Here is a 24,808-nt window from a genome sequence, read left to right as displayed (position 1 = left end):
CAGGCAAACGATCAACCCTTGGCGGAAGCCTTGGGCTTTTTCAGCAAGTGCGAGAACACGGCGTGCAGGTCGTCCGAGGCACTCTCGTCGTCCAGGTTCAGCTTGCTGTCGATGTGGTCCATGTGGTGCATCATCAGGCTCACGGCCTGCTCCGCATCGCGCGCCTCGATGGCATCGATCAACTGCATGTGCTCGTCATAGGAGCAATGCGAACGGGTGCCGCTCTCGTACTGGGCGATGATCAGCGAAGTCTGCGATACCAGGCTGCGCTGGAAGCTGACCAGCGGTGCGTTGCCTGCGGCTTCAGCGAGCTTCAGGTGGAACTCGCCGGAAAGGCGGATACCGGCGCCGCGGTCGCCACGGGAGAAGCTGTCGCGCTCCTCGCGCACCATCTGACGCAGTTCGTTGAGCTGCTCCAGGGAGGCGTGCTGCACGGCCAGCTCGGTGATGGCCCGTTCGACCATGCGCCGCGAGAAGAACACCTGCCGCGCCTCTTCCACCGTCGGGCTGGCCACCACGGCACCGCGGTTAGGCCGCAGCAGCACCACGCTTTCGTGGGCCAGCCGCGACAGGGCGCGGCGGATGATGGTGCGGCTGACGCCAAAGATCTCGCCCAGCGCTTCCTCGCTCAACTTGGTGCCCGGCGCCAATCGCTGCTCGAGGATCGCCTCGAAAATATGCGCGTAGACGATGTCGTCCTGGGTACCACTGCGGCCGGCCTTGCCAGTGCGCGCAGGTTTTTTCAGAGGTTGCAGCTGTTCGTTCATGGGCTCTCGAGGCACGAAGAGAAAGTATGGCGCCATTGTACACAGGCTGAGGCGATTCCGCAGGGGGCGTTTTACCTATATAGCCGTTATTCGACGCATTGCGCATACAAAACATAAAACATTATTTGCATTCTTTGTACACAAAAGCATAATCCACCCAGCAACTTCTTGACCCGTGAGTCAACAAAGCGCGTCAGACGTCTGCCTTCCCTCGTGGAGCCACCAAGTGCATTGCTCAGGACCCTGGCTCCAACAACAACAAGAAAGACTTGAGGAGTACTCGCTGTGGAAAGCCGCAAATCCGAAGCACCTACGCTGGATCTCGCGCCGCCGCTCGAAACGAGTTGGCTGGAGCGGATTTTCAAACTCAAGCAACACGGCAGCACTGTCAGAACCGAACTGATCGCCGGGGTGACCACCTTCATCACCATGGCTTACATCATCTTCGTCAACCCAAACATCATGGCCGACGCCGGCATCGACCATGGTGCCGCTTTCGTCGCCACCTGCATTGCCGCCGCGCTGGGCTGCCTGCTGATGGGCCTGTATGCCAACTGGCCGGTGGGCCTGGCGCCGGGCATGGGGCTGAATGCCTTCTTTACCTACACCGTGGTCGGCACCATGGGCTACAACTGGGAAACGGCGCTGGGGGCGGTGTTCGTCTCGGGCGTGCTGTTCATGTTCCTCACATTATCGAAAGTGCGCGAATGGCTGCTGAACAGCATCCCGGTGAGCCTGCGCCATGCCATGGGGGCCGGCGTCGGATTGTTTCTCGGGCTGATCGGCCTGAAGACAGCAGGTATCATCGTCGACAGCCCCGCCACCCTGATCAAGCTGGGTTCGCTGCATGAGCCGGGGCCGCTGCTGGCGGCGGTGTGCTTCCTGCTGATCGCCATCCTCAGCTACAAGCGGGTGTTCGGCGCAATCCTGATCAGCATCATTGGCGTCACCCTTGCGGGCTGGGGCCTGGGGCTGGTGAAGTTCGGCGGGGTGATGTCGATGCCGCCAAGCCTGGCACCGACATGGATGGCAATGGACGTGGCCGGCGTATTCAATGTCAGCATGATCAGCGTGGTGCTGGCGTTCCTGTTCGTGCACATGTTCGACACCGCAGGCACGCTGATGGGCGTGGCGCAGCGGGCCAACCTGGTGGCGCCGGATGGGCGCATCGAGAACCTGTCGAAGGCGTTGAAGGCTGACAGTGCTTCTAGCGTGTTCGGTGCAGTCGTTGGCGTGCCACCAGTGACGAGCTATGTGGAAAGTGCCGCGGGTGTCGCAGCTGGCGGACGCACGGGCCTGACGGCCGTGGTAGTCGGCATTCTGTTCATCGCCGCGATGTTTTTCGCGCCATTGGCTGGAATGATCCCGGCTTACGCAACTGCCGGTGCCCTGATCTATGTGGCGATGCTGATGATGGGCAGCATGGCGCACATTCATTGGGACGAAGCCACCGACAGCATTCCGGCGATCGTCACAGTGATCATGATGCCGCTGACATTCTCGGTCGCTGACGGTATTGCCCTGGGCTTTATCAGCTATGTGGCGCTGAAGGCGGGTACCGGTAAGTACAAGGAAATCTCGGCCAGCCTGTGGGTACTGTGCGCGATCTTCATTGCTAAATTTGTCTTCCTATAACCCCTCGCAACAACAAAGGGCGCCTCGCGCCCTTTGTAAATACCGCTGGCTTCGCAGGCAAAATGCGTAAAACGAACAATGCGCTACCAACTGCCTCTCAGGGCGAATCGTAGAAGCCAATACGTATGAGCGCTACTTCAACTTCGAGTCCCTTCGCGTATTCATCTACGGGGTACAGATCCTCGAATCTGGGCTGAAAGTGGCCAGAGTAGTGATTGAGCGAAATTTGACCATTGTCACCGATGACAATATACCCTGCGCTGATCGCTTTCTCACCCAGCCCCTTCGTACCAAATCCCTGCCCCGAGTATTCAGCGAGACTACCGTGACTAGGCATCGTCGCGTCATCCTTGCTGCTGAACACGACAAGCCTTTTTTCATTCGTGAATACAAATTTATGGTTTAACCCTGGTTCCAGTTGCTCGAAGCCGTTTCTACTGCTGATGACACGGTATAAAGTCTTGCTTTTTTTTACATGCTGTCTCGCGTAGCTCATCTCTTCACGCATATTCCAGTATTGATTGTTCGTAGGCCCTCCATCCTGGGTAAGCGATTTAAAACGACTGGCTGCCTGAGTAGCAAAACGACCAAAAACTTGAACTGCACTCTTTAAAAAAGGGACCTTGCCACTGGGATCCCGCCCGTTGACAGGGTCATTCAGGCAGTAGGCATAAGCGTTGATACCGCCTTTGAGAAACGGGCTCAACGCGTCTGGGCTGATGAATCGCATCAAACGGGGGTTATATACCCGGTGCCCATTTCCGAGTGCATAACATCCCAGTGCAGCATGAAAAAACTCACCATTGAAGCCTACTACCCCGGTAGATGCCGTAGCGGTGCTTCGAACGCCATGGGGCGAATACACATTTCTGGTGCTCATCTGATAAGGCCTCAAAGTGCCACAGGAAACCCGATCATGCAGAATGAGCCCACGGGCGACTACTGACAAAAATGTCAGTCGCGCTGATGACTCCACCTGCAAGCGAATAAACACCAGACGAAAAAAAGCCCGCCAGTGTGAGAGCGGGCCAAAGGACCTACGAAGATTCTTCTAGCGACCAACTAGCTTCCACGATAGGTCGAATAGCTGTACGGCGAGATCAGCAGCGGCACGTGGTAGTGCTCCTGCTGCTCGTCGATGCCAAAGCGCAGCACAACAACATCCAGAAACGCCTGGGCCGGCAGTTGCACGCCGCGGGCGCGGTAGTAGTCGCCAGCGCTGAACTGCAACTGGTAAACGCCACTGCGGTAGTCGTCACCCTGCAGCAGCGGCGCGTCGACGCGGCCATCGCTGTTGGTCAGGGCGGTATTCACCAGCTCCAGCTGCTGGCCTTCGACGCGGTACAGCTCGACCTTGATCGAGCTGCCTGGGCAGCCATGCGCGGCATCCAGTACGTGTGTGGTCAAACGTCCCATCTGCTTGTCGCCTCTTGTTCAATCTATGGGCAAAAAATACACAGCCAACGCCCCGGCATGGGGCCTGCGATGTGCGGGAATGACGCCATTAAGACATTTCATCGCCAGATTGTACACAATTTTTTAATCCCTTCCGTCGTAGCCCCGATAAACCGGCCATCAGTCGCAAATACAGGCGCTGTGCAAAGCCTGACGTCATTAACTGACCAATCAGGCAGGTTTCTTGCACTGCATTCTCATGCGACAAAAGGGAAGAAATGCGGAAAAACAGGCTTACAAAAGATTTCAGAAGTTGTATACAATCAGCCCATCCGGTGGTGCGACATCCCGACGCGGCCCGCCCACCCCCGCACAAACGCACAAGAAGGAAGACTGCAGTGAGCGCTGACTACCCTCGCGACCTGATCGGTTACGGCAACAACCCTCCTCACCCGCAATGGCCGGGCAACGCTCGCATCGCGCTGTCTTTCGTCCTCAACTACGAGGAAGGCGGCGAACGCAACATCCTGCACGGTGACAAAGAGTCCGAAGCCTTCCTGTCCGAAATGGTAGCCGCCCAGCCGCTGCAGGGCGCGCGCAACATGAGCATGGAATCGCTGTACGAATACGGCAGCCGTGCCGGTGTGTGGCGCCTGCTCAAGCTGTTCAAGGACAGCGGCGTCCCCCTGACCATCTTCGCCGTGGCCATGGCCGCCCAGCGCCACCCCGACGTGATCCGCGCCATGGCCGAAGCCGGCCACGAGATCTGCAGCCACGGCTACCGCTGGATCGACTACCAGAACATGGACGAGGCCCAGGAGCGCGAGCACATGCTCGAAGCCATCCGCATCCTCACCGAACTCACGGGTGAGCGCCCGGTGGGCTGGTACACCGGCCGCACCGGCCCGAACACCCGCCGCCTGGTCATGGAGGAAGGTGGCTTCCTGTATGACAGCGACACCTACGACGACGACCTGCCCTACTGGGAGCCGAACAACCCGACCGGCAAGCCGCACCTGGTGATCCCTTACACCCTGGACACCAACGACATGCGTTTCACCCAGGTACAGGGCTTCAACTGCGGCGAGCAGTTCTTCCAGTACCTGAAAGACGCCTTCGACGTGCTGTACGCCGAAGGTGCCGAAGCACCGAAGATGCTTTCTATCGGCCTGCACTGCCGCCTGGTCGGCCGCCCGGCGCGCCTGGCTGCGCTGAAGCGCTTCGTCGATTACGCCAAGAGCCACGACCAGGTCTGGTTCGCCCGTCGCGTGGACATCGCCCGCCACTGGCACGCCACCCACCCGTACAAGAAAGAGAACGCCTGATGACCGCCTTCAAGACCCTCAAGCCCTCCACCCTGGACCGTGATGCCTTCGTCAAGGTTTTCGCCGACATCTACGAGCACTCGCCGTGGGTCGCCGAAAAAGCCTACGACCTGGGCCAGCTGGGTGAACTGGACGAGATCGAGGCGCTGCACCAGCGCATGAGCGACATCCTGCTCAGCGCCAACCCTGCCTCCCAGCTGGCGCTGATCAACGCTCACCCGGACTTGGCCGGCAAAGCCGCCATCCAGGGCGAGCTGACCGAATCGAGCACCAACGAACAGGCCGGCGCCGGTATCCACCAGTGTACCGCCGAAGAGTTCGCCCGCTTCACCGAGCTGAACGACGCCTACAAGGCCAAGTTCCAGTTCCCGTTCATCATGGCGGTGAAGGGCAGCAACCGGCACCAGATCCTCGCTTCCTTTGAAAAGCGCATCCACAACGACGCCGATACCGAGTTCAAGGAAGCCCTGGCGCAGATCAACCTGATCGCCCTGTTCCGCCTGCTGCAGCTGTAAGCGACAGCCGAACCTTATTTTAGAAAAACGAACAATAGAAGAGATAACCGCATGCGCACCCTGATGATCGAGCCCCTGACCAAAGAAGCCTTCGCCCCCTTCGGAGACGTGATCGAAACCGACGGCAGCGACCACTTCATGATCAACAACGGCTCGACCATGCGCTTTCACAAGCTCGCCACGGTCGAGACCGCCGAGCCTGAAGACAAGGCGATCATCAGCATCTTCCGCGCCGACGCGCAGGACATGCCGTTGACCGTGCGCATGCTGGAACGCCATCCGCTGGGCAGCCAGGCTTTCATTCCGCTGCTCGGCAACCCCTTTCTGATCGTGGTCGCGCCGGTTGGCGATGCACCTGTATCAGGCTTGGTCCGTGCCTTCCGCAGTAATGGCAGGCAGGGCGTTAATTACCATCGCGGCGTGTGGCACCACCCGGTGCTGACGATCGAAAAGCGGGATGATTTCCTGGTGGTTGATCGCAGTGGTTCTGGCAACAACTGCGATGAGCATTACTTCACCGAGGAACAGATGCTGATCCTCAATCCCCACCAATAAGAAAAGGTCAGTCATCCTTCTCGGTGACTGGCAGAGGTACATACTGTGGAAGCACACCTTCACGAATGGCTGAACCTGAGCATTCGCTGGGTTCACATGATCACCGGTGTCGCCTGGATCGGTGCATCGTTCTACTTCGTCTGGCTGGAGAACCACCTGAACCGAAGCAACCCGCGCGATGGGTTGTCGGGTGATCTCTGGGCGATTCACGGCGGTGGTATCTACCACCTGGAGAAATACAAGCTTGCACCCCCGAAAATGCCCGAGAACCTGCACTGGTTCAAATGGGAAGCCTACTTCACCTGGATGTCCGGTATCGCCCTGCTGTGCGTGGTGTTCTACTGGAACCCGAGCCTGTACCTGCTGGCACCCGGCAGCACCCTGAGCGGTGCCGAAGGCGTGGCCATCGGTATCGGTTCGCTGGTTGCCGGCTGGTTCATCTACGACTTCCTGTGCGACTCGCCGCTGGGCAAGCACCCTGCCCTGCTCGGCGCCGTGCTGTTCGTCCTGATCATCGCTGCCTGCTTCGGCTTCAGCCTGGTATTCAGCGGCCGTGGTGCGTACCTGCACACCGGCGCGATCATCGGCACCATCATGGTCGGTAACGTGTTCCGCATCATCATGCCGGCCCAGCGCCAGCTGGTGGCGGCGATCGAGAACAACCAGACTCCGGACCCGGTACTGCCGGCCAAGGGCCTGCTGCGCTCGCGTCACAACAACTACTTCACCCTGCCGGTGCTGTTCATCATGATCAGCAACCACTTCCCGAGCACCTACGGTAGCCAGTACAACTGGCTGATCCTGGCGGGTATCGCAGTAGCCGCGGTTCTGATCCGCCACTACTTCAACACCCGCCACGACAGCAACAAGTACGCCTGGACCCTGCCGGTCGGCGCCCTGGCGATGATCTGCCTGGCCTATGTCACAGGTCCCAAGCCGATGGCAGTCAGCCCTGAGCAGGCCGCGGCGAAGGTCGAGTACCAGCCGCTGCCGGCCACCGCCGTAGGTGGCAAGACCGCTGCCGAGCTGCGAGCCGAGGAAGCCGCCAAGGCCGCCGAAGCGCCAGCCGCACCAGCCGAAGCTCCGGCCCAGGCGACCGCACAGGCTGCCGGTGGCGACTTCGACAAGATCCACAAAGTCATCCAGGAACGCTGCAGCGTGTGCCACTCGTCGAAACCGACCAGCCCACTGTTCAGCGCAGCACCTGCCGGCGTGATGTTCGACACCCCGCAGCAGATCCAGGCCCAGGCCGCGCGCATTCAAGCGCAAGCGGTCGCCAGCCAGATCATGCCACTGGGCAACATCACCCAGATGACCGCCGAAGAGCGCAAGCTCGTCGGTGACTGGATCGCCAAAGGCGCTCAGGTCAACTGATCCACCCTCTCCTGCCTGGGCGTCCGCGCGCCCTGGCGGGGGCGGCCTTGCGCCGCGAAGAGGCCGGTACCCCCGGCCTCGCCCTTTACAGATTCATGCAACAAGCAAGCATCGAGCGTTCGACTGCATGCGCGAACCCCAGGCTGCCTCCAACGGGCCTGCCGTATGCGACGGGCGCTTGGATCCGAGAATAAAAACAAAACTCGAGGTGCTGCATGTCCGAGTCACGCAAGGCGTACATTCCAGTTGCGCCGCCGCGACAGCCTCTGCCCCTGTTCCAACTGATCCTGGTTGGCCTGCAACACGTACTGCTGATGTACGGGGGTGCGATTGCCGTCCCTCTGATCATCGGCCAGGCCGCGGGTTTGTCCCGTGAAGAAGTCGCTTTCCTGATCAACGCCGACCTGCTGGTCGCCGGTGTCGCCACCATCATCCAGTCGTTCGGTATCGGCCCGGTCGGGATCCGCATGCCAGTGATGATGGGTGCCAGCTTCGCTGCCGTCGGCAGCATGGTGGCCATGGCCGGCATGCCGGGCGTAGGCCTGCAGGGGATCTTCGGCGCAACCATCGCTGCCGGGTTCTTCGGTATGCTGATCGCGCCGTTCATGTCCAAGGTCGTACGTTTCTTCCCTCCACTGGTCACCGGCACGGTGATCACCTCGATTGGCCTGTCGCTGTTCCCGGTGGCAGTCAACTGGGCCGGTGGCGGCCAGGACGCAACGACTTTCGGTTCGCCGATCTACCTGATGGTGGCTGGCCTGGTGCTGGCAGTCATCCTGTTGATCAACCGCTTCATGCGCGGCTTCTGGGTCAACGTTTCGGTCCTGGTGGGCATGGGCCTGGGCTACATCCTGGCCGGCTCCATCGGCATGGTCGACCTGACGGGCCTGAGCGACACACCGTGGCTGCAAGTGGTCACCCCACTGCACTTCGGCATGCCGACCTTCAGCCTGGCGCCGATCCTGTCGATGTGCCTGGTGGTGGTGATCATCTTCGTCGAGTCCACGGGCATGTTCCTCGCCCTGGGCAAGGTGACAGACCGTGAAGTGACACCAGGAATGCTGCGTCGCGGCCTGTTGTGCGATGCCGGTGCGTCGTTCATCGCCGGTTTCTTCAACACCTTCACCCACTCCTCGTTCGCCCAGAACATCGGCCTGGTGCAGATGACTGGCGTGCGTTGCCGTTACGTCACGGTAACGGCGGGTGCACTGCTGATCGTGCTCAGCCTGCTGCCAAAGGCGGCCTTCCTGATCGCCTCGATCCCGCCCGCAGTACTGGGCGGCGCGTCCATTGCCATGTTCGGCATGGTCACCGCCACCGGGATCAAGATCCTCCAGGAAGCCGACATTGGCGACCGCCGCAACCAGTTGCTGGTGGCGGTGAGCGTCGGCTTTGGCCTGATCCCTGTGGTCAAGCCGGAGTTCTTCGCGCAGATGCCGCAGTGGATGGAGCCCATCACCCACAGCGGGATCGCCATGGCCACGGTCAGTGCCCTGGTGCTCAACGTGCTGTTCAACATCCTCGGTGGTGCCGAGCGCGCCGTGCATAACGACGCCTGCCACCAGCATTGAGCCCCAGGCGGGGCGGCGCAGTTTGCCGCCCCTGCTCATATTCCGCAGTAACCGCTTTACCGTCGACCCGCCGGAATGGGCCGCTCGGGGCGCCTGCGCGCCGAAAAAACCGCCAACAAAAACAATAAGTCCGGGAATCACAACATGAAGCGCATCACCTCGTCCCTGCTGCTGGGCAGCAGCCTGCTGGCCACCCTCCCCGCCCATGCAGGCGATTGGCTGCTGTGGCATGGCGAAAGCCTGACCTACTTGTACGGCAAGGATTTCAAGGTCAACCCCGACATCCAGCAGACCATCACCTTCGAGCACGCCAACAAATGGAAGTACGGCGACACCTTCCTGTTCGTCGACAAGATCTTCTACAACGGCAAGCCCGACCCCGGCAAAGGGGTGACCACCTACTACGGTGAATTCAGCCCGCGCCTGTCGTTCGGCAAGATCTTCGACCAGAAGCTGGCCTTCGGCCCGGTCAAGGACGTGCTGCTGGCGATGACCTACGAACGTGGCGAAGGCGACAACGAGGCCTACCTGATCGGCCCCGGCTTCGACCTGGACATTCCCGGCTTCAACTACTTCACCCTCAACTTCTACATGCGCCAGACCGAAGGCGGCCGCCCCGGTGACGACGTCTGGCAGATCACCCCCGGCTGGTCCTACACCATCCCTGTGGGCAAATCCGACATTCTGATCGACGGTTACATGGACTGGGTCCCGGACAACGACCAGAACAGCCGTGGCACCTACCACGCCAACCTGCACTTCAACCCACAGGTCAAGTATGACCTGGGCAAGGCCCTGAACCTCGGTGCCAAGCAGCTCTATGTCGGCTTCGAATACAGCTACTGGAAAGACAAGTACGGCATCGACAGCCGCGGCAACCTGGAGAGCAATCAGAGTGTCGCCAGCGCGCTGATCAAGGTACATTTCTGAAAACCTGATCAAACGCCCAGGTTTGAATCACTGTGCTCCAGGACGGAGCACTTGAGGCGCGGCGCGCAAGCCAGTAATCTGCGCGCCCCCTCGATCAGGGCAGGAAGGATTCTGCCTGCGTTTACTGACCGCTCAGTCAATGAATTCGGGCGGTTGGCCAACGTGTTGCCAGCCTGAAACACCCATTTTCATCCGTTCAGAACGAGTCGAGCAGGAAGGTAGCAGCTAACCCCGAAAAGTTGGCGCAGCTCTTGCCAAACAACTGTGGCCAATCGAAAAAAGCTGACTCAAAAGACAACAAAAGCGCCTGTACCGAGCGCTGACAACAGATCAATCAAGGGAGCGACACTCGCAATGCGTACCATCAATAGCCTGATTCTCGCGGGCGGCCTGCTGGCCTGCGGCACCACCTTCGCTGGCGACCTGCTGCAGTGGCAGAACAACAGCCTGACCTACCTGTGGGGCAAGAACTTCAAGGTCAACCCGGCGATCCAGCAGACGGTCACCTTCGAGCACGCCGATGGCTGGAAGTACGGCGACAACTTCATCTTCGTCGACAAAATCTTCTACCAGGGCCAGAAGGACGCCGGCAACGGCCCGAACACCTACTACGGCGAGATCAGCCCGCGCCTGTCGTTCAACAAGATCTTCGACCAGAAAGTCGAGTTCGGCCCGGTCAAGGACGTGCTGCTGGCCATGACCTACGAGTTTGGCGAGGGTGACACCGAGTCGTACCTGATCGGCCCAGGCTTCGACCTGAACATCCCGGGCTTCGACTACTTCCAGTTGAACTTCTATAACCGCACCACCGACGGCAGCCGCGCCGGCGACAACGTCTGGCAGATCACCCCGGTCTGGTCCTACACCATCCCGGTCGGCGACTCCGACGTGCTGATCGACGGCTTCATGGATTGGGTGGTCGACAACGACGAGAACCGTCACGGCACCTACCACGCCAACCTGCACTTCAACCCGCAGATCAAATACGACCTGGGCAAGGCGCTGCACCTGGGCGAAAAGCAGTTGTATGTGGGTGTCGAGTACGACTACTGGAAGAACAAGTACGGCATCAAGGACAGCGATGCCTTCACCACCGACCAGAACACCATGAGTTTCCTGGTGAAAGTGCACTTCTGATCGGCTGAACGTGACAGCGCCGTTATATGACGGCGCCGTCATCGACATGACTTGTAAGTTTAAACTTACAGCTTTTTAAGATTTAACTTACCCACCATGAAAGCTGCCTTGAACGTCAAGTACACACCCACCGGTACCAACATGCCAAACACCAGCAATATCAACTCCACTTCGTGGTGCGGAATGACTCGAAAAATATCCAGCACCCGCACAACCGCATTGATTATCAATGCCAGGCCGAACATCGCACAGCATTTGTAAAGGGCCTGAGCGTCGGTGCCGCGCAGCAGGAAGCCAAAGCCCAAAGCCCCCCACGCCAACGCCGTCAAGAGGTACAGCGCGAGGTGGTAGGCGTCGTAAGTCAGTACACCGAACATGTGAAATTCCCCTCCCGATAGAATCTGAAAAAGCACATTACGACTATAAAGCCACCTCAATCGCGCGCAGCGCGAAATTTTGACATTTTTTTTGCATCATTCGACTAGACTCGTGGCCCTCGCACAACCAATAAAGAAAACAGGCCAACTTGATGCGCACTCCCCTCGCCGCGCCATGGCGCTATCTGCTGCTACTCTGCTCAACCTGGTTCGGCATCTTCCTGCTGACACGCTTCATATTGCTGGTGACGCATCTCTACGAGGTCAGCGGCAATTACTTCTCGATCTTCTTCGACGGTGCCCTCTACGACCTGAGCTTCCTTATCTACATGGCCCTGCCGCTGGGTGTGTACCTGGTGCTGTGCCCGAGCAGATTGTGGCGCTCACGTGCTCACCGCTGGCTGCTCAGTGGCTTGCTCGCGGTCAGCCTGTTCGTGATGCTGTTCGTCGCCGTGGCCGAGTGGCTGTTCTGGGACGAGTTCGGCGTACGCTTCAACTTCATCGCCGTCGACTACCTGGTCTATTCCAAGGAAGTGCTGGATAACATCCGCGAGTCCTACCCGCTGCCGGCGCTGCTCAGCGGCATCGCGGTGGCCGCGATCCTGCTCGCACTGGTGCTGCGCAAGCCACTGGCCCAGGCCCTCAGCGGCCCTGTCGCCACCCTGCGCCAGCGCCTGTCCGGGCTGGCCTTGCTGGCGGTGCTGGTCGGGCTGAACATCCTGGTGATCGATCAGCAGTTCCCACGCGGCCAGGGAGGCAACGCCTACCAGCGCGAACTGGCCAGCAACGGCCCGTACCAGTTCTTTGCCGCCTTTCGCAACAACGAACTGGACTACACCCAGTTCTACGCCAGCCTCGGTGCCGGCGAAGTCGGCGCGCAGATGCACCAGGAACTGGCCGAACCCAATGCCCGCTTCCAGGGCCAGGAACCCCAGGACATCCGCCGCCACATCAGCGCCAACGGTGAGCAGCGCACGCCGAACATCATCCTGGTGACCATCGAGAGCTTCAGCGCCAAGTACATGGGCAGCAACGGCGATTCGCGCAACCTCACGCCGAACCTCGACGCCCTGCGCCGCGAAAGCCTGTACTTCAACAATTTCTACGCCACCGGTACCCGCACCGACCGCGGCCTGGAAGCCATCACCCTGTCGATCCCGCCCACCCCGGGCCGCTCCATCGTCAAGCGCATCGGCCGCGAAAGCGGCTACGCCAGCCTTGGCCAGCAACTCACCGCCAAAGGCTACGACGCTGTGTTCGTCTACGGCGGGCGCGGTTACTTCGACAACATGAATGCCTTCTTCAGCGGCAACGGTTACCGCATCGTCGACCAGAGCAGCGTCGATGAAAGCGAAATCAGCTTCAAGAACGCCTGGGGCATGGCCGACGAGGACCTGTACCGGCAGACCCTCAAGCTGGCCGATGCCAATTACGCCCAGCAAAAGCCGTTCTTCCTGCAGCTGATGACCACCTCGAACCACCGCCCCTACACCTACCCGGACGGCCGCATCGACATCCCGTCAGGCGACGGCCGCGAAGGCGCGGTGAAGTACACCGACCATGCCATCGCGCAGTTCCTCAAGGACGCCAAGGGCAAGCCGTGGTTCGACAACACCCTGTTCGTCTTCGTCGCTGACCACACAGCCGGTAGCGCCGGGGTCGAAGACCTGCCAGTGAACAACTACCAGATCCCGCTGTGGATCTACGCACCGAAAATGATCGAGCCCCGCGAAGACGCCAAGCTGGCCAGCCAGATCGACCTGGCGCCGACCCTGCTGGGTCTGCTCAACTTCGACTACACCTCGACCTTCTTCGGCCGCGACCTGCTCAAGGAAGACGACCTGCCGCCACGCGTGGTGATCGGCAACTACCAGCACCTGGGGCTGTTCGACGGCAACAACCTGGCCATCCTCAGCCCGCGGGGCGGCATGCGTGTGCATGAGGATGCCCTGGGCAAGAGCCACGAAACCACGGTGACCAGCGACAACCCGCTGATCCGCCGGGCAATCGCCTACTACCAGAGCGCCGCCTACGGCTTCAGCCAGGGCTTGCTGGCCTGGAAGCCAGAGCAGCAGAGCGTCACGACCGAAAACTGATGACGATGGATGGCACCGGCTCCGCCGGTGCCATACCCTCAGCTGGCCGGGCGAACCATGCGCCACAGTTTCCCCGCAACCGCCACCACCGCCAGCACCACGGCTCCGGCCAGCACACCGGCCACGCCATTGAGCAGGCCGCTGGTCAGCGCCCCTCCGCGCCCTTCGCTGAACGCCTCGACTGCATGATGCAGAGGCGCTACCCCGTGTACCAGGATCCCGCCACCGACCAGGAACATCGCTGCAGTGCCGATCACCGACAGGCTCTTCATCATGTAGGGCGCAGCACGCAGGATGCCGTTGCCGACCGCACGGGCCAGGCTTGAAGACTTCTGGGTCATCCACAGCCCCAGGTCGTCGAGTTTGACGATACCGCCCACCAGCCCATACACACCGATGGTCATGACCACCGCAATGCCCGACAGCACGATGATCTGCTGCGTCAGCGGCGAGTCGGCGACAATGCCCAGGGTAATGGCGATGATTTCAGCGGACAGGATAAAGTCGGTACGCACCGCGCCCTTGATCTTGGCTTTCTCGAACGCCACCAGATCGACATTGGCATCGGCCACCGCTTCCTTGCGCGCCTCGTGCTGGCGTTCGTCCTCTTCCTTGCTATGCAGGAACTTGTGCGCCAGCTTCTCGAAGCCTTCGAAGCACAGGTAGGCGCCACCGAGCATCAGCAGCGGCGTCACTGCCCAGGGGATGAATGCGCTGATCAACAGCGCCGCCGGCACCAGGATCGCCTTGTTCACCAGCGAGCCCTTGGCCACCGCCCACACCACCGGGATCTCGCGCTCGGCGCGCACGCCGGTGACCTGCTGCGCATTCAGTGCCAGGTCGTCGCCAAGCACGCCGGCGGTCTTCTTTGCCGCGACCTTGGTCATCACTGAAACATCGTCGAGCACCGTGGCGATGTCGTCGATCAGTACCAATAGACTGCTTCCTGCCATGTTTGCGGGTATCCAAATGAGTGAATGTGGCGGAGTCTAGCCCAAAGGCGCTGCCTTGAGCGCCCGTCGGGCGCGGTGCTACCATGCCCGATCCCTCTTTGAGGTGGCCAGACACGAGGAAGATCCCTGACCATGAGCACCATTCGCGAGCGCAACAAGGAGCTGATCCTGCGCGCAGCCAGTGAAGAATTCGCCGACAAGGGCTTCGCCGCCACCAAGACCAGCGACATCGCCGCCAAGGCCGGCCTGCCCAAGCCGAACGTGTATTACTACTTCAAATCCAAGGACAACCTCTACCGTGAGGTCCTGGAAAGCATCATCGCGCCGATCATGCAGGCTTCGACGCCGTTCAATGCCGACGGTGACCCGAAAGAAGTGTTGAGTTCGTACATCCGCTCGAAAATCCGCATCTCGCGTGACCTGCCGCATGCCTCGAAGGTGTTCGCCAGCGAAATCATGCATGGCGCACCGCACCTGTCGCCAAGCCAGGTGGAGCAGTTGAACGAGCAGGCCCGGCACAACATCGAGTGCATCCAGCGCTGGATCGACCGCGGGCAGATTGCCCATGTCGATGCCCACCACCTGATGTTCAGCATCTGGGCAGCGACCCAGACCTATGCCGATTTCGACTGGCAGATCTCGGCAGTGACCGGCAAGGCCAAGCTGGCCGACAGCGACTACGATGCTGCGGCCGACACCATCATCCGCATGGTGCTGAAGGGCTGCGAGCCCGAGGCGGCCTGACAATCGGCGCAGGCTTCTTCGCGGGTGAACCCGCTCCACATGACCACCACAGGCCTGAAGCTTGTGGAATCCCTGTGGGAGCGGGTTTACCCGCGAATAGGCCGGAACAGGCTACATCGGTTTAGGCCGCTACACCCGCATCCGCCTTCAACCCCACCTCTTCGATCGCACTGATCGCGCACTGCTCGTCGATATCCGACGTATCGCCGCTGATCCCTACCGCACCCAGCACCTTGCCGTCCTGATCACGAATCAGCACACCACCCGGCGCCGGCACCACCGGCCGTTCGCCCAGCCCGTTCAACGCCGCGAAAAACGCTGGCCGCTGCTGCGCATCAAGCGCCAGCAAACGCGAGCCCTTGCCCAGGGCAATCGCCCCCCAGGCCTTGCCGGTAGCCACTTCCGGGCGAATCAGGCTGGCACCGTCCTCGCGCTGCAAGGCCAGCAGGTGCCCACCGGCGTCAAGCACGGCCACGGTCAGTGGCGCTGCATTGATCTTGCGGCCCGCCGCCAGCGCGGCGTTCACCAGGCTAACAGCGACTTTCAGGTTCAAAGCGTTCATGGAAAGGTCCTCTTCTTGTTGTGAGAAGCCCTGAGGGCAGGTGAAAAACCGATAAGCCAATAGAACACAACTGAATGTATTTTTGTATACAATAAATTGAAACGATCGTATGCGAGACTGCAAACCGCTGTTTTCACGGGCGCTCGAACGAAAGCGACGTAAGCCGACGAAAACCCGTTGACCTGAGCGGCCAGCCATGAATACACTTCGGCACAAAGCAAGTTGTATACAATTACAAAATCGATGAGGCACAAACCATGAGCAAAATGAGAGCAATCGATGCAGCCGTTCTGGTCATGCGCCGTGAAGGTGTAGATACCGCGTTCGGCATCCCGGGGGCTGCCATCAACCCGTTGTACTCGGCCCTGAAAAAAGTCGGTGGCATCGATCATGTCCTCGCTCGTCACGTCGAAGGCGCCTCGCACATGGCCGAGGGCTACACCCGTGCCAACCCAGGCAACATCGGCGTGTGCATCGGCACCTCCGGCCCAGCCGGCACCGACATGGTCACCGGCCTGTACAGCGCCTCGGCCGACTCCATCCCGATCCTCTGCATCACCGGCCAGGCGCCGCGTGCTCGCCTGCACAAGGAAGACTTCCAGGCTGTCGACATCACCAGCATCGTCAAGCCGGTGACCAAGTGGGCGACCACCGTTCTGGAGCCAGGCCAGGTGCCGTACGCCTTCCAGAAAGCCTTCTATGAAATGCGCACCGGCCGCCCAGGCCCTGTGTTGATCGACCTGCCGTTCGACGTGCAGATGGCCGAAATCGAATTCGACATCGATGCCTACGAGCCGCTGCCGGTCAACAAGCCGTCCGCTACCCGCGTACAGGCTGAAAAAGCCTTGACCCTGCTCAATGACGCCGAGCGCCCACTGCTGGTAGCCGGTGGCGGCATCATCAACGCCGACGCCAGCGACAAGCTGGTCGAGTTCGCCGAGCTGACTGGCGTGCCGGTAATCCCGACCCTGATGGGCTGGGGCACCATCCCTGACGACCACGAACTGATGGTCGGCATGGTCGGCCTGCAGACCTCGCACCGCTACGGCAACGCCACCCTGCTCAAATCCGACCTGGTGTTCGGTATCGGTAACCGCTGGGCCAACCGCCACACCGGTTCCGTCGACGTTTACACCGAAGGCCGCAAATTCGTGCACGTGGACATCGAACCGACCCAGATCGGCCGCGTGTTCACCCCGGACCTGGGTATCGTGTCCGACGCAGGCAAGGCACTGGACGTGTTCCTCGAAGTGGCCCGCGAGTGGAAAGCCGCAGGCAAGCTGAAGTGCCGCAAGGCCTGGCTGCAAGACTGCCAGGAGCGCAAGGCCACCCTGCAGCGCAAGACCCACTTCGACAACGTGCCGGTCAAGCCGCAGCGCGTATACGAAGAGATGAACCAGGTATTCGGCAAGGACACCACCTACGTCAGCACCATCGGCCTGTCGCAGATCGCTGGCGCGCAGTTCCTGCACGTGTACAAGCCACGCCACTGGATCAACTGCGGCCAGGCCGGCCCGCTGGGCTGGACCATCCCTGCCGCCCTCGGCGTGGTCAAGGCCGACCCGAAACGCAAGGTCGTTGCGCTGTCCGGTGACTACGACTTCCAGTTCATGATCGAAGAGCTGGCTGTCGGCGCGCAGTTCAACCTGCCGTACGTCCACGTGCTGGTGAACAACGCCTACCTGGGTCTGATCCGTCAGGCACAGCGTGGCTTCGACATGGATTACTGTGTACAACTGGCGTTCGAGAACATCAACTCGACCGACGCCGCCACCTACGGTGTCGACCACGTCGCCGTGGTCGAAGGCCTGGGCTGCAAGGCCATCCGTGTGTTCGAGCCGGCAGAAATCGCCCCTGCCCTGCTCAAGGCGCAAAAGATGGCCGAAGAGTTCCGCGTGCCGGTCGTGGTCGAAGTGATCCTCGAGCGTGTGACCAACATTTCCATGGGCACCGAGATCAACGCGGTCAACGAGTTCGAAGACCTGGCTCTGGTCGGCAACGACGCGCCAACCGCCATCTCGCTGCTGGACTGATCGCCTGACGCCCCCAGGCATGCCCTGGGGGCCTTCATCGCAAGGAGACAACTCATGCCTCGCTTCGCTGCCAACCTGTCCATGCTGTTCACCGAACAGGACTTCCTGGCCCGCTTCAAGGCTGCCGCCGACGCTGGTTTCAGCGGCGTCGAATACCTCTTCCCGTACGACTTCAGCGCTGCCGAAATCAAGCAGCAGCTGGACGCCAACGGCCTGACCCAGGTGCTGTTCAACCTGCCGGCGGGCGACTGGGCAAAAGGTGAGCGTGGCATCACCTGCCACCCTGACCGCGTCGAGGAATTCCGCGCTGGTGTCGACAAGGCCATCGAATACGCCAAGGTGCTGGGCAACACCCAGGTCAACGCCCTGGCCGGCATTCGCCCACAAGGCCCGGACTGCGCCACTGTGCGCAAGACCTTCGTCGAAAACCTGCGCTACGCCGCTGACAAGCTCAAGGCCGCCGGGATCCGCCTGGTCATGGAAATGATCAACACCCGCGACATCCCGGGCTTCTACCTGAACACCACAAAGCAGGCCCTGGAAATCCAGGCCGAAGTCGGCAGCGACAACCTGTTCCTGCAGTACGACATCTACCACATGCAGATCATGGAAGGTGACCTGGCGCGCACCATGGAAGCCAACCTGAAACTGATCAACCACATTCAGTTGGCCGACAACCCGGGCCGCAACGAACCAGGCACCGGCGAGATCAACTACCGCTTCTTGTTCGAGCACCTGGACCGCATCGGCTACCAAGGCTGGGTGGGCGCGGAGTACAAGCCGCTGACCACCACCGAAGCAGGCCTGGGCTGGCTGAAAACCCATAACGCGATCTGAAGGCCAAGCATCAGCCTCTGTGAAACACCCGACACTGTGGGAGCGGGTTCACCCGCGAACACCGGCGAAGCCGGTGCCATCCACCGCAGTGTCTGCTTCGCGGGTGAACCCGCTCCCACAAGGGGCCTGCAGCGCTTGCTCAATCGAGATTCAACAAATACAAAAGAGGTAATTTCTCATGGCTAAAATCGGATTCCTCGGCACCGGCATCATGGGCAAGCCCATGGCTCAGAACCTGCAGAAAGCAGGTCACAGCATCTTCGTTTCCACCCACCACGACGCCGCCCCGGCTGACCTGATCGCCGCTGGCGCGGTGGCCCTGGCCAACCCGAAAGAAGTGGCCCAGGAAGCCGAGTTCATCATCGTCATGGTCCCGGACACCCCGCAGGTCGAAAGCGTCCTGTTCGGTGAGAACGGCGTGGCTGAAGGTGTCGGCCCGAACAAGGTGGTGATCGACATGAGCTCGATCTCCCCTACCGCCACCAAGGCCTTCGCCGAGAAGATCAAGGCCACTGGCGCTGCCTACCTGGACGCCCCGGTGTCCGGTGGTGAAGTCGGTGCCAAGGCCGCGACCCTGAGCATCATGGTCGGTGGCTGCCCGAAAGCCTTCGAGCGCACCCTGCCGCTGTTCGAAGCCATGGGCAAGAACATCACCCGCGTCGGTGGTAACGGCGATGGCCAGACCGCCAAGGTGGCCAACCAGATCATCGTTGCCCTGAACATCCAGGCCGTTGCCGAAGCCCTGCTGTTCGCCGCCAAGAACGGCGCCGACCCGGCCAAGGTACGCGAAGCCCTGATGGGCGGCTTCGCTTCGTCGAAGATCCTCGAAGTGCACGCCGAGCGCATGATCAAAGGCACCTTCGACCCAGGTTTCCGCATCAACCTGCACCAGAAGGACCTCAACCTGGCCCTGCAAGGCGCCAAGGAACTGGGCATCAACCTGCCCAACACCTCCAACGCCCAGCAAGTGTTCAACACCTGCCAGGCCCTGGGCGGCGGCAACTGGGACCACTCGGCGCTGATCAAAGGCCTGGAGCACATGGCCAACTTCTCGATCCGCGACGACAAGTAAGACTGTACCGGCCCTTCGCGGATAAATCCGCGCCTGCACGTTACCCCTTGTAGGAGCGGATTCATCCGCGATGAAGCCGACACCGCTGAACCTGCGACCACAGGTTCAGCGGGTGACACCGAGCAACACCCGCCCCTGGTTCGGCCTGCACGGAGGCAGTTCCAGGGGCGTTTTTGATTCTGCAGAACAACAATAAATGGGAGCCTGCCATGTCGGTCGATCCGCAAAAAATTCTCCGCGACCTGTTCGACACAGCCATCGCCGCCGCCCACCCAAGCCAAGTCCTCGAACCCTACCTGCCCGCCGACCGTAGCGGCCGGGTCATCGTCATCGGCGCAGGCAAAGCCGCAGCCGCCATGGCCGAAGTGGTCGAGAAGAGCTGGCAGGGCGAAGTTTCCGGGCTGGTTGTCACTCGCTACGGCCATGGCGCCAACTGCCAGAAGATCGAGGTGGTCGAAGCCGCTCACCCGGTCCCCGACGCCGCCGGCCTGGCCGTGGCCAAGCGCGTGCTGGAACGGGTCAGCAACCTCAACGAAGAAGACCGCGTCATCTTCCTGCTTTCCGGCGGTGGTTCTGCCCTGCTGGCGTTGCCAGCCGAAGGCCTGACCCTGGCTGACAAGCAACAGATCAACAAGGCGCTGCTCAAGTCCGGCGCCACCATCGGCGAGATGAACTGCGTGCGCAAGCACCTCTCGGCGATCAAGGGCGGCCGACTGGCCAAGGCCTGCTGGCCGGCCACCGTCTACACCTATGCGATTTCCGATGTACCTGGCGACCTGGCCACGGTCATCGCCTCCGGCCCGACCGTGGCCGACCCGAGCACCTCGGCCGATGCCCTGGCGATCCTCAAGCGTTACAACATCGAAGCGCCCAAAGCCGTCATCGACTGGCTCAACAACCCCGCCTCGGAAACCGTCAAGGCCGATGACCCGGCGCTGGCCCGCAGCCACTTCCAGCTGATCGCCAAGCCCCAGCAGTCGCTCGAAGCCGCCGCGGTCAAAGCCCGCCAGGCCGGTTTCAGCCCCCTGATCCTGGGTGACCTTGAAGGTGAATCGCGCGAAGTGGCCAAGGTGCACGCCGGCATCACCCGCCAGATCGTCCAGCACGGGCAGCCACTGAAGGCGCCCTGCGTGATCCTCTCCGGCGGCGAAACCACCGTGACCGTGCGCGGCAATGGCCGTGGCGGGCGCAACGCCGAATTCCTGCTCAGCCTCACCGAAAGCCTCAAGGGCCTGCCGGGCGTGTATGCCCTGGCTGGCGACACCGACGGCATCGACGGCTCGGAAGAAAACGCCGGCGCATTCATGACCCCAAGCAGCTACGCCCGCGCCGAGGCCTTGGGCCTGTCGGCCAGTGACGAGCTGGACAACAACAACGGCTACGGCTACTTCGCCGCGCTCGATGCGCTGATCGTCACCGAGCCGACCCGCACCAACGTCAACGACTTCCGCGCCATCCTGATCCTCGAGACTGCCCAATCATGACGCCTGATAAAAAAGTAAAGATCCTCGCCACCCTCGGCCCTGCGATCAAAGGCATCGACGACATCCGCCAGCTGGTCGAAGCAGGGGTGAACATCTTCCGCCTCAACTTCAGCCACGGCGAGCACGCCGACCACGCCCTGCGCTATCAGTGGATCCGCGACGTCGAGCAGCAGCTAAATTACCCGCTGGGCATCCTCATGGACCTGCAAGGGCCTAAGCTGCGCGTCGGCCGCTTCGCTGATGGCAAGGTCCAGCTGCAACGCGGCCAGGCCCTGCGCCTGGACCTGGACAAGGCCCCGGGCGACAGCCGCCGGGTCAACCTGCCGCATCCGGAAATCATCGCTGCGCTGGAGCCAGGCATGGACCTGCTGCTCGACGACGGCAAGCTGCGCCTGCGGGTGACCGCCAAGCACAGTGACGCCATCGATACCGAAGTGCTGAACGGTGGCGAGCTCTCCGACCGCAAGGGCGTCAACGTGCCGCAAGCGGTGCTGGACCTCTCCCCGCTCACCGAAAAGGACCGCCGCGACCTGGCATTCGGCCTGGAACTGGGTGTGGACTGGGTGGCCCTGTCGTTCGTGCAACGCCCTGAAGACATCGTCGAGGCGCGCCAGCTGATCGGCGACCGCGCCTACCTGATGGCCAAGATCGAAAAGCCTTCGGCGGTCGAACAGCTGCAAGCCATCGCGGAACTTGCGGATGCGATCATGGTGGCCCGTGGCGACCTGGGCGTGGAAGTACCAGCCGAAAGCGTGCCGCAGATCCAGAAGCGCATCATCGGCACCTGCCGCCAGCTGGGCAAACCGGTGGTGGTGGCCACGCAGATGCTCGAATCGATGCGCTTCTCGCCAGCGCCGACCCGTGCCGAAGTCACCGACGTGGCCAACGCCGTGGCCGAAGGCGCCGATGCGGTGATGCTGTCGGCGGAAACCGCCTCGGGTGACTACCCGCTGGAAGCTGTGCAGATGATGAGCAAGATCATCCGCCAGGTGGAAAACGGCCCGGACTACCAGGCCCAGCTCGACGTCGGCCGGCCGAAGGCCGAGGCGACCGTGTCGGACGCCATCAGCTGCGCAATCCGCCGCATCAGCGGCATCCTGCCGGTGGCGGTGCTGGTCAACTACAGCGAGTCGGGCGCCTCGACCTTGCGTGCCGCCCGCGAGCGGCCACGGGCGCCGATCCTCAACCTGACGCCTAACCTGGCCACCGCTCGACGCCTGAGCGTGGCTTGGGGTGTGCACTCGGTGGTAAACGACCGCCTGCGCCAGGTCGACGAGGTGGTTTCCACCGCACTGGAGATTGCCCAGGCACAAGGCATGGCCAGCCGTGGCGACACGCTGCTGATCACCGCGGGTGTGCCTTTCGGCAAGCCGGGCTCGACAAATACCTTGCGCATCGAGACCTTGGTCTAAGGATCTCCCCCTCTCCTGTGGGAGCGGGCTTGCCCGCGAATGCGTCAGCTCAGGCAACGCCGTTGCACCTGCTGACCTCTTCGCAGGCAAGCCCGCTCCCACAGGGGGGGTGCCGCGCCCTGTAACGGCGGAAAACCGAGGCCCAAAGAGGCCCACCGCTCCCCCATCAACCTTGTCGACTGCCCCGATGTACACCAAAAATTTCGTCAACCCGTGCCCCGACTGGGCCACGGCGCTGCTCAACGGCTTCAGCCAGGTGCTGCTGCTGCGCAACCCCCTGTGCGGCCTGTGCTGCCTGCTGGCCATCCTGCTGACCGCGCCCGACCTGGTCGGCGGCGCCCTGCTCGGCGCCCTTTCTGGCCTGCTGACTGCCCAGCGCCGCGGCTACGACCGCGCCGACCGCCAGGCCGGGCTGTATTGCTACAACGGCGTGCTGATCGGCATCCTGATCAGCGCCTTGCTGCCCTGGTCGGTCATTCTGCCGCCGCTGATCATCGCTGCGGGTGGCCTCTCGAGCATCATCACCCACCAGTGGCGCAAGCGCGGCGGCAAGCTGCTGGTCGCCTATACCGCACCGTTCGTGCTGCTCGGCTGGGTTGCACTGCTATTTGCCAGCCCTGCACCCAGTGGCTTCGTCGAGGCTGAACCTGCGTATGCCCTGGCGCGCGGTGTGGGGCAGATCTTTTTGCTCGACCAGCCGCTGGCCGGGTTGCTGATCATTGTGGGGATGTTCATTGCCAACCCTTATGGGGCGATGTGGGCCGTGCTCGGCTCAGCCATTGGCGGCGGCGTGGCGTTGCTCGCCGACCAGGCGCAAGCCGCATGGCTGGGATTGTGCGGTTTCAATGCTGCGCTGGCGGCGCTGGCATTCAGCCGCCAAGGTGAAAAGCCTTGGGTGACTATGCTGGCAATTGCGCTGGCCCTGATGCTGCAACCTCTGTTCAAGATGTTGCCGGTATCTGGACTGACTGCGCCCTTCGTCGCCGCGTGCTGGCTGATGCATCTGGGTAGCCACCTGGCCCAGCCTCGGCAGCGAAACGCCAGCCGCTTGCACAGCTGAAGGGCAGCCCCTAGGCTCAGCCCATCGCAACCGTGGAACGAGCCCATGAACAACCCTGCGAGCCTGCGCGAGCAGCTCTACGTCATCGTCTTCCAGACCGACACCGTGGCTGGAAGACGCTTTGACAAGATCCTCCTGCTGATCATCCTCGCCAGCCTGGTCACCGTAATCCTCGACAGCATCGACGAAGTCCACCAGGGCTACGCTGGCCTGCTGGCCGCCATCGAATGGGGCTTCACCGCAATTTTCCTGGCCGAGTACCTCACCCGCCTGTATTGCTCGCCCAAACCCTTGCGCTATGCCTTCAGTTTCTATGGCCTGGTCGACCTGCTGGCGATCGTGCCGGGGGTCATCGCGTTGTACTACAGCGACGCCCAGTACCTGCTGATCATCCGGGTAATCCGGATGCTGCGGATCTTCCGCGTGCTCAAGCTCAGCCCTTACCTCAAGCAGGCGCACTACCTGATGGAGGCACTGCGCGGCAGCAAGCAGAAGATCATCGTGTTCCTCGTCACAGTTTCAACTCTGGTTACCGTGTTCGGCACCCTGATGTACGTAATCGAAGGGCCGGAGCATGGGTTTACCAGCATCCCCAAGGGCATCTACTGGGCCATCGTCACCCTCACCACCGTGGGCTTTGGCGACATCGTGCCGAAGACACCGCTGGGGCAGGTGCTGTCGTCGCTGGTGATGATCACGGGTTATTCGATCATTGCCGTGCCGACGGGCATCTTTACTGCCGAACTGGCCAACGCCATGCGCGGGGAGCAGTTGCAGCATGACTGCCCGACTTGCCACAAGAAGACCCATGAACATGGGGCGGCGTTTTGTTCCCGGTGTGGGAATGGGCTGTTTCCCAAGCAATGATGCTGCCTGTGCCTGCCCTTTCGCGGGCGTGCCCGCTAAAGGGCAGGCACAGGCAGCGGCATAACCAAAGTGTTTTTTGTTCTTTAACCCGCCTCAAGCCACCCGCT

The 24,808-nt window shown here is 61.5% G+C and carries 23 protein-coding genes; 17 read left to right on the top strand and 6 right to left on the bottom strand.

The annotated features are described in order from the left end of the window. Window positions 1-11: 11 nt before the first annotated feature. Complete coding sequence (locus H040_RS05370; protein ID WP_027921253.1) at window positions 12-767, bottom strand: GntR family transcriptional regulator; 756 nt, start codon at window positions 765-767, stop codon at window positions 12-14. 285 nt (window positions 768-1,052) lie between these two features. Between H040_RS05370 and H040_RS05365 the strand changes: the two genes are divergently transcribed. Then, window positions 1,053-2,402: an NCS2 family permease gene (locus H040_RS05365; RefSeq protein WP_027921252.1), complete on the top strand. Its 1,350-nt coding sequence runs from the start codon at window positions 1,053-1,055 to the stop codon at window positions 2,400-2,402. Between the two features lie 97 nt (window positions 2,403-2,499). On the opposite strand, the gene H040_RS05360 is transcribed toward H040_RS05365, so the two are convergent. Both H040_RS05360 and uraH read right to left on the bottom strand, forming a co-directional pair. Next, entirely contained in the window at window positions 2,500-3,282 is a 783-nt protein-coding gene (locus tag H040_RS05360) for an RHS repeat-associated core domain-containing protein (protein WP_081784360.1), read from the bottom strand. Window positions 3,283-3,464: 182 nt separating this feature from the next. Then, window positions 3,465-3,818, bottom strand: coding sequence for a hydroxyisourate hydrolase (uraH, locus tag H040_RS05355; protein ID WP_016711727.1), 354 nt, complete (start codon window positions 3,816-3,818; stop codon window positions 3,465-3,467). A gap of 377 nt (window positions 3,819-4,195) precedes the next feature. Here uraH and puuE point away from each other — a divergent pair, with 377 nt between their 5' ends. The 7 genes from puuE to H040_RS05320 all read left to right on the top strand — a co-directional run bounded on the left by puuE (window position 4,196) and on the right by H040_RS05320 (window position 11,204). Next, complete coding sequence (gene puuE, locus H040_RS05350; RefSeq protein ID WP_027921250.1) at window positions 4,196-5,122, top strand: allantoinase PuuE; 927 nt, start codon at window positions 4,196-4,198, stop codon at window positions 5,120-5,122. Continuing rightward, a complete protein-coding gene (gene uraD, locus H040_RS05345; protein ID WP_027921249.1) occupies window positions 5,122-5,637 on the top strand; it encodes a 2-oxo-4-hydroxy-4-carboxy-5-ureidoimidazoline decarboxylase in 516 nt (171 codons plus the stop codon). The genes puuE and uraD overlap by 1 nt, the downstream gene beginning before the upstream one ends. Window positions 5,638-5,688: 51 nt before the next feature. Then, a complete protein-coding gene (locus H040_RS05340) occupies window positions 5,689-6,192 on the top strand; it encodes an ureidoglycolate lyase (protein WP_027921248.1) in 504 nt (167 codons plus the stop codon). Window positions 6,193-6,237: 45 nt separating this feature from the next. Continuing rightward, on the top strand, window positions 6,238-7,566 hold the full coding sequence (locus H040_RS05335; RefSeq protein WP_027921247.1) for a urate hydroxylase PuuD: 1,329 nt from the start codon (window positions 6,238-6,240) through the stop codon (window positions 7,564-7,566). Window positions 7,567-7,781: 215 nt separating this feature from the next. Beyond that, window positions 7,782-9,137 carry a nucleobase:cation symporter-2 family protein gene (locus tag H040_RS05330; RefSeq protein ID WP_027921246.1) on the top strand — a complete coding sequence of 452 codons (1,356 nt, stop codon included), beginning with the start codon at window positions 7,782-7,784 and terminating at the stop codon, window positions 9,135-9,137. A 144-nt stretch (window positions 9,138-9,281) separates the two neighbouring features. Further along, a complete protein-coding gene (locus H040_RS05325) occupies window positions 9,282-10,067 on the top strand; it encodes an outer membrane protein OmpK (protein ID WP_027921245.1) in 786 nt (261 codons plus the stop codon). A 354-nt stretch (window positions 10,068-10,421) separates the two neighbouring features. Further along, window positions 10,422-11,204 carry an outer membrane protein OmpK gene (locus H040_RS05320; RefSeq protein WP_027921244.1) on the top strand — a complete coding sequence of 261 codons (783 nt, stop codon included), beginning with the start codon at window positions 10,422-10,424 and terminating at the stop codon, window positions 11,202-11,204. A 65-nt stretch (window positions 11,205-11,269) separates the two neighbouring features. On the opposite strand, the gene H040_RS05315 is transcribed toward H040_RS05320, so the two are convergent. Next, on the bottom strand, window positions 11,270-11,581 hold the full coding sequence (locus H040_RS05315) for a hypothetical protein (protein WP_027921243.1): 312 nt from the start codon (window positions 11,579-11,581) through the stop codon (window positions 11,270-11,272). A gap of 152 nt (window positions 11,582-11,733) precedes the next feature. Between H040_RS05315 and H040_RS05310 the strand changes: the two genes are divergently transcribed. Further along, entirely contained in the window at window positions 11,734-13,677 is a 1,944-nt protein-coding gene (locus tag H040_RS05310; protein ID WP_027921242.1) for an LTA synthase family protein, read from the top strand. Window positions 13,678-13,715: 38 nt separating this feature from the next. Here H040_RS05310 and H040_RS05305 read toward each other — a convergent pair whose 3' ends face one another. Continuing rightward, window positions 13,716-14,630 carry a DUF808 domain-containing protein gene (locus tag H040_RS05305; protein ID WP_027921241.1) on the bottom strand — a complete coding sequence of 305 codons (915 nt, stop codon included), beginning with the start codon at window positions 14,628-14,630 and terminating at the stop codon, window positions 13,716-13,718. A gap of 132 nt (window positions 14,631-14,762) precedes the next feature. On the opposite strand from H040_RS05305, the gene H040_RS05300 reads away from it, so the two are divergent. Continuing rightward, window positions 14,763-15,374 (top strand): TetR/AcrR family transcriptional regulator, encoded by a 612-nt coding sequence (locus tag H040_RS05300; RefSeq protein ID WP_027921240.1) that lies wholly within the window; start codon window positions 14,763-14,765, stop codon window positions 15,372-15,374. Between the two features lie 121 nt (window positions 15,375-15,495). On the opposite strand, the gene H040_RS05295 is transcribed toward H040_RS05300, so the two are convergent. Then, window positions 15,496-15,936, bottom strand: a complete 441-nt coding sequence (locus tag H040_RS05295; protein ID WP_008091653.1) for a GlcG/HbpS family heme-binding protein — start codon at window positions 15,934-15,936, stop codon at window positions 15,496-15,498. A gap of 257 nt (window positions 15,937-16,193) precedes the next feature. On the opposite strand from H040_RS05295, the gene gcl reads away from it, so the two are divergent. The 7 genes from gcl (at window position 16,194) to H040_RS05255 (ending at window position 24,701) form a co-directional block, all read left to right on the top strand. Continuing rightward, a complete protein-coding gene (gene gcl / locus H040_RS05290; protein ID WP_027921239.1) occupies window positions 16,194-17,969 on the top strand; it encodes a glyoxylate carboligase in 1,776 nt (591 codons plus the stop codon). Between the two features lie 54 nt (window positions 17,970-18,023). Then, window positions 18,024-18,806: a hydroxypyruvate isomerase gene (gene hyi, locus H040_RS05285; protein ID WP_003259508.1), complete on the top strand. Its 783-nt coding sequence runs from the start codon at window positions 18,024-18,026 to the stop codon at window positions 18,804-18,806. Window positions 18,807-18,984: 178 nt separating this feature from the next. After that, window positions 18,985-19,878: a 2-hydroxy-3-oxopropionate reductase gene (locus H040_RS05275; RefSeq protein WP_008091658.1), complete on the top strand. Its 894-nt coding sequence runs from the start codon at window positions 18,985-18,987 to the stop codon at window positions 19,876-19,878. A 209-nt stretch (window positions 19,879-20,087) separates the two neighbouring features. After that, complete coding sequence (locus H040_RS05270; protein WP_027921238.1) at window positions 20,088-21,362, top strand: glycerate kinase type-2 family protein; 1,275 nt, start codon at window positions 20,088-20,090, stop codon at window positions 21,360-21,362. Further along, a complete protein-coding gene (gene pyk, locus H040_RS05265; protein ID WP_027921237.1) occupies window positions 21,359-22,774 on the top strand; it encodes a pyruvate kinase in 1,416 nt (471 codons plus the stop codon). Before H040_RS05270 ends, pyk begins: the two co-directional genes overlap by 4 nt. 187 nt (window positions 22,775-22,961) lie before the next feature. After that, on the top strand, window positions 22,962-23,834 hold the full coding sequence (locus tag H040_RS05260; protein ID WP_027921236.1) for an urea transporter: 873 nt from the start codon (window positions 22,962-22,964) through the stop codon (window positions 23,832-23,834). Window positions 23,835-23,879: 45 nt separating this feature from the next. Further along, entirely contained in the window at window positions 23,880-24,701 is an 822-nt protein-coding gene (locus H040_RS05255; RefSeq protein WP_027921235.1) for an ion transporter, read from the top strand. The last annotated feature ends 107 nt before the right edge of the window (window positions 24,702-24,808 follow it).

The organism is Pseudomonas sp. URMO17WK12:I7 (genome assembly GCF_003269045.1).
GTDB classification, from domain to species: domain Bacteria; phylum Pseudomonadota; class Gammaproteobacteria; order Pseudomonadales; family Pseudomonadaceae; genus Aquipseudomonas; species Aquipseudomonas putida_J.
The sequence above is the reverse complement of the archived record's forward strand: the minus strand, read 5'-3'. Positions and strand labels throughout refer to the sequence as shown.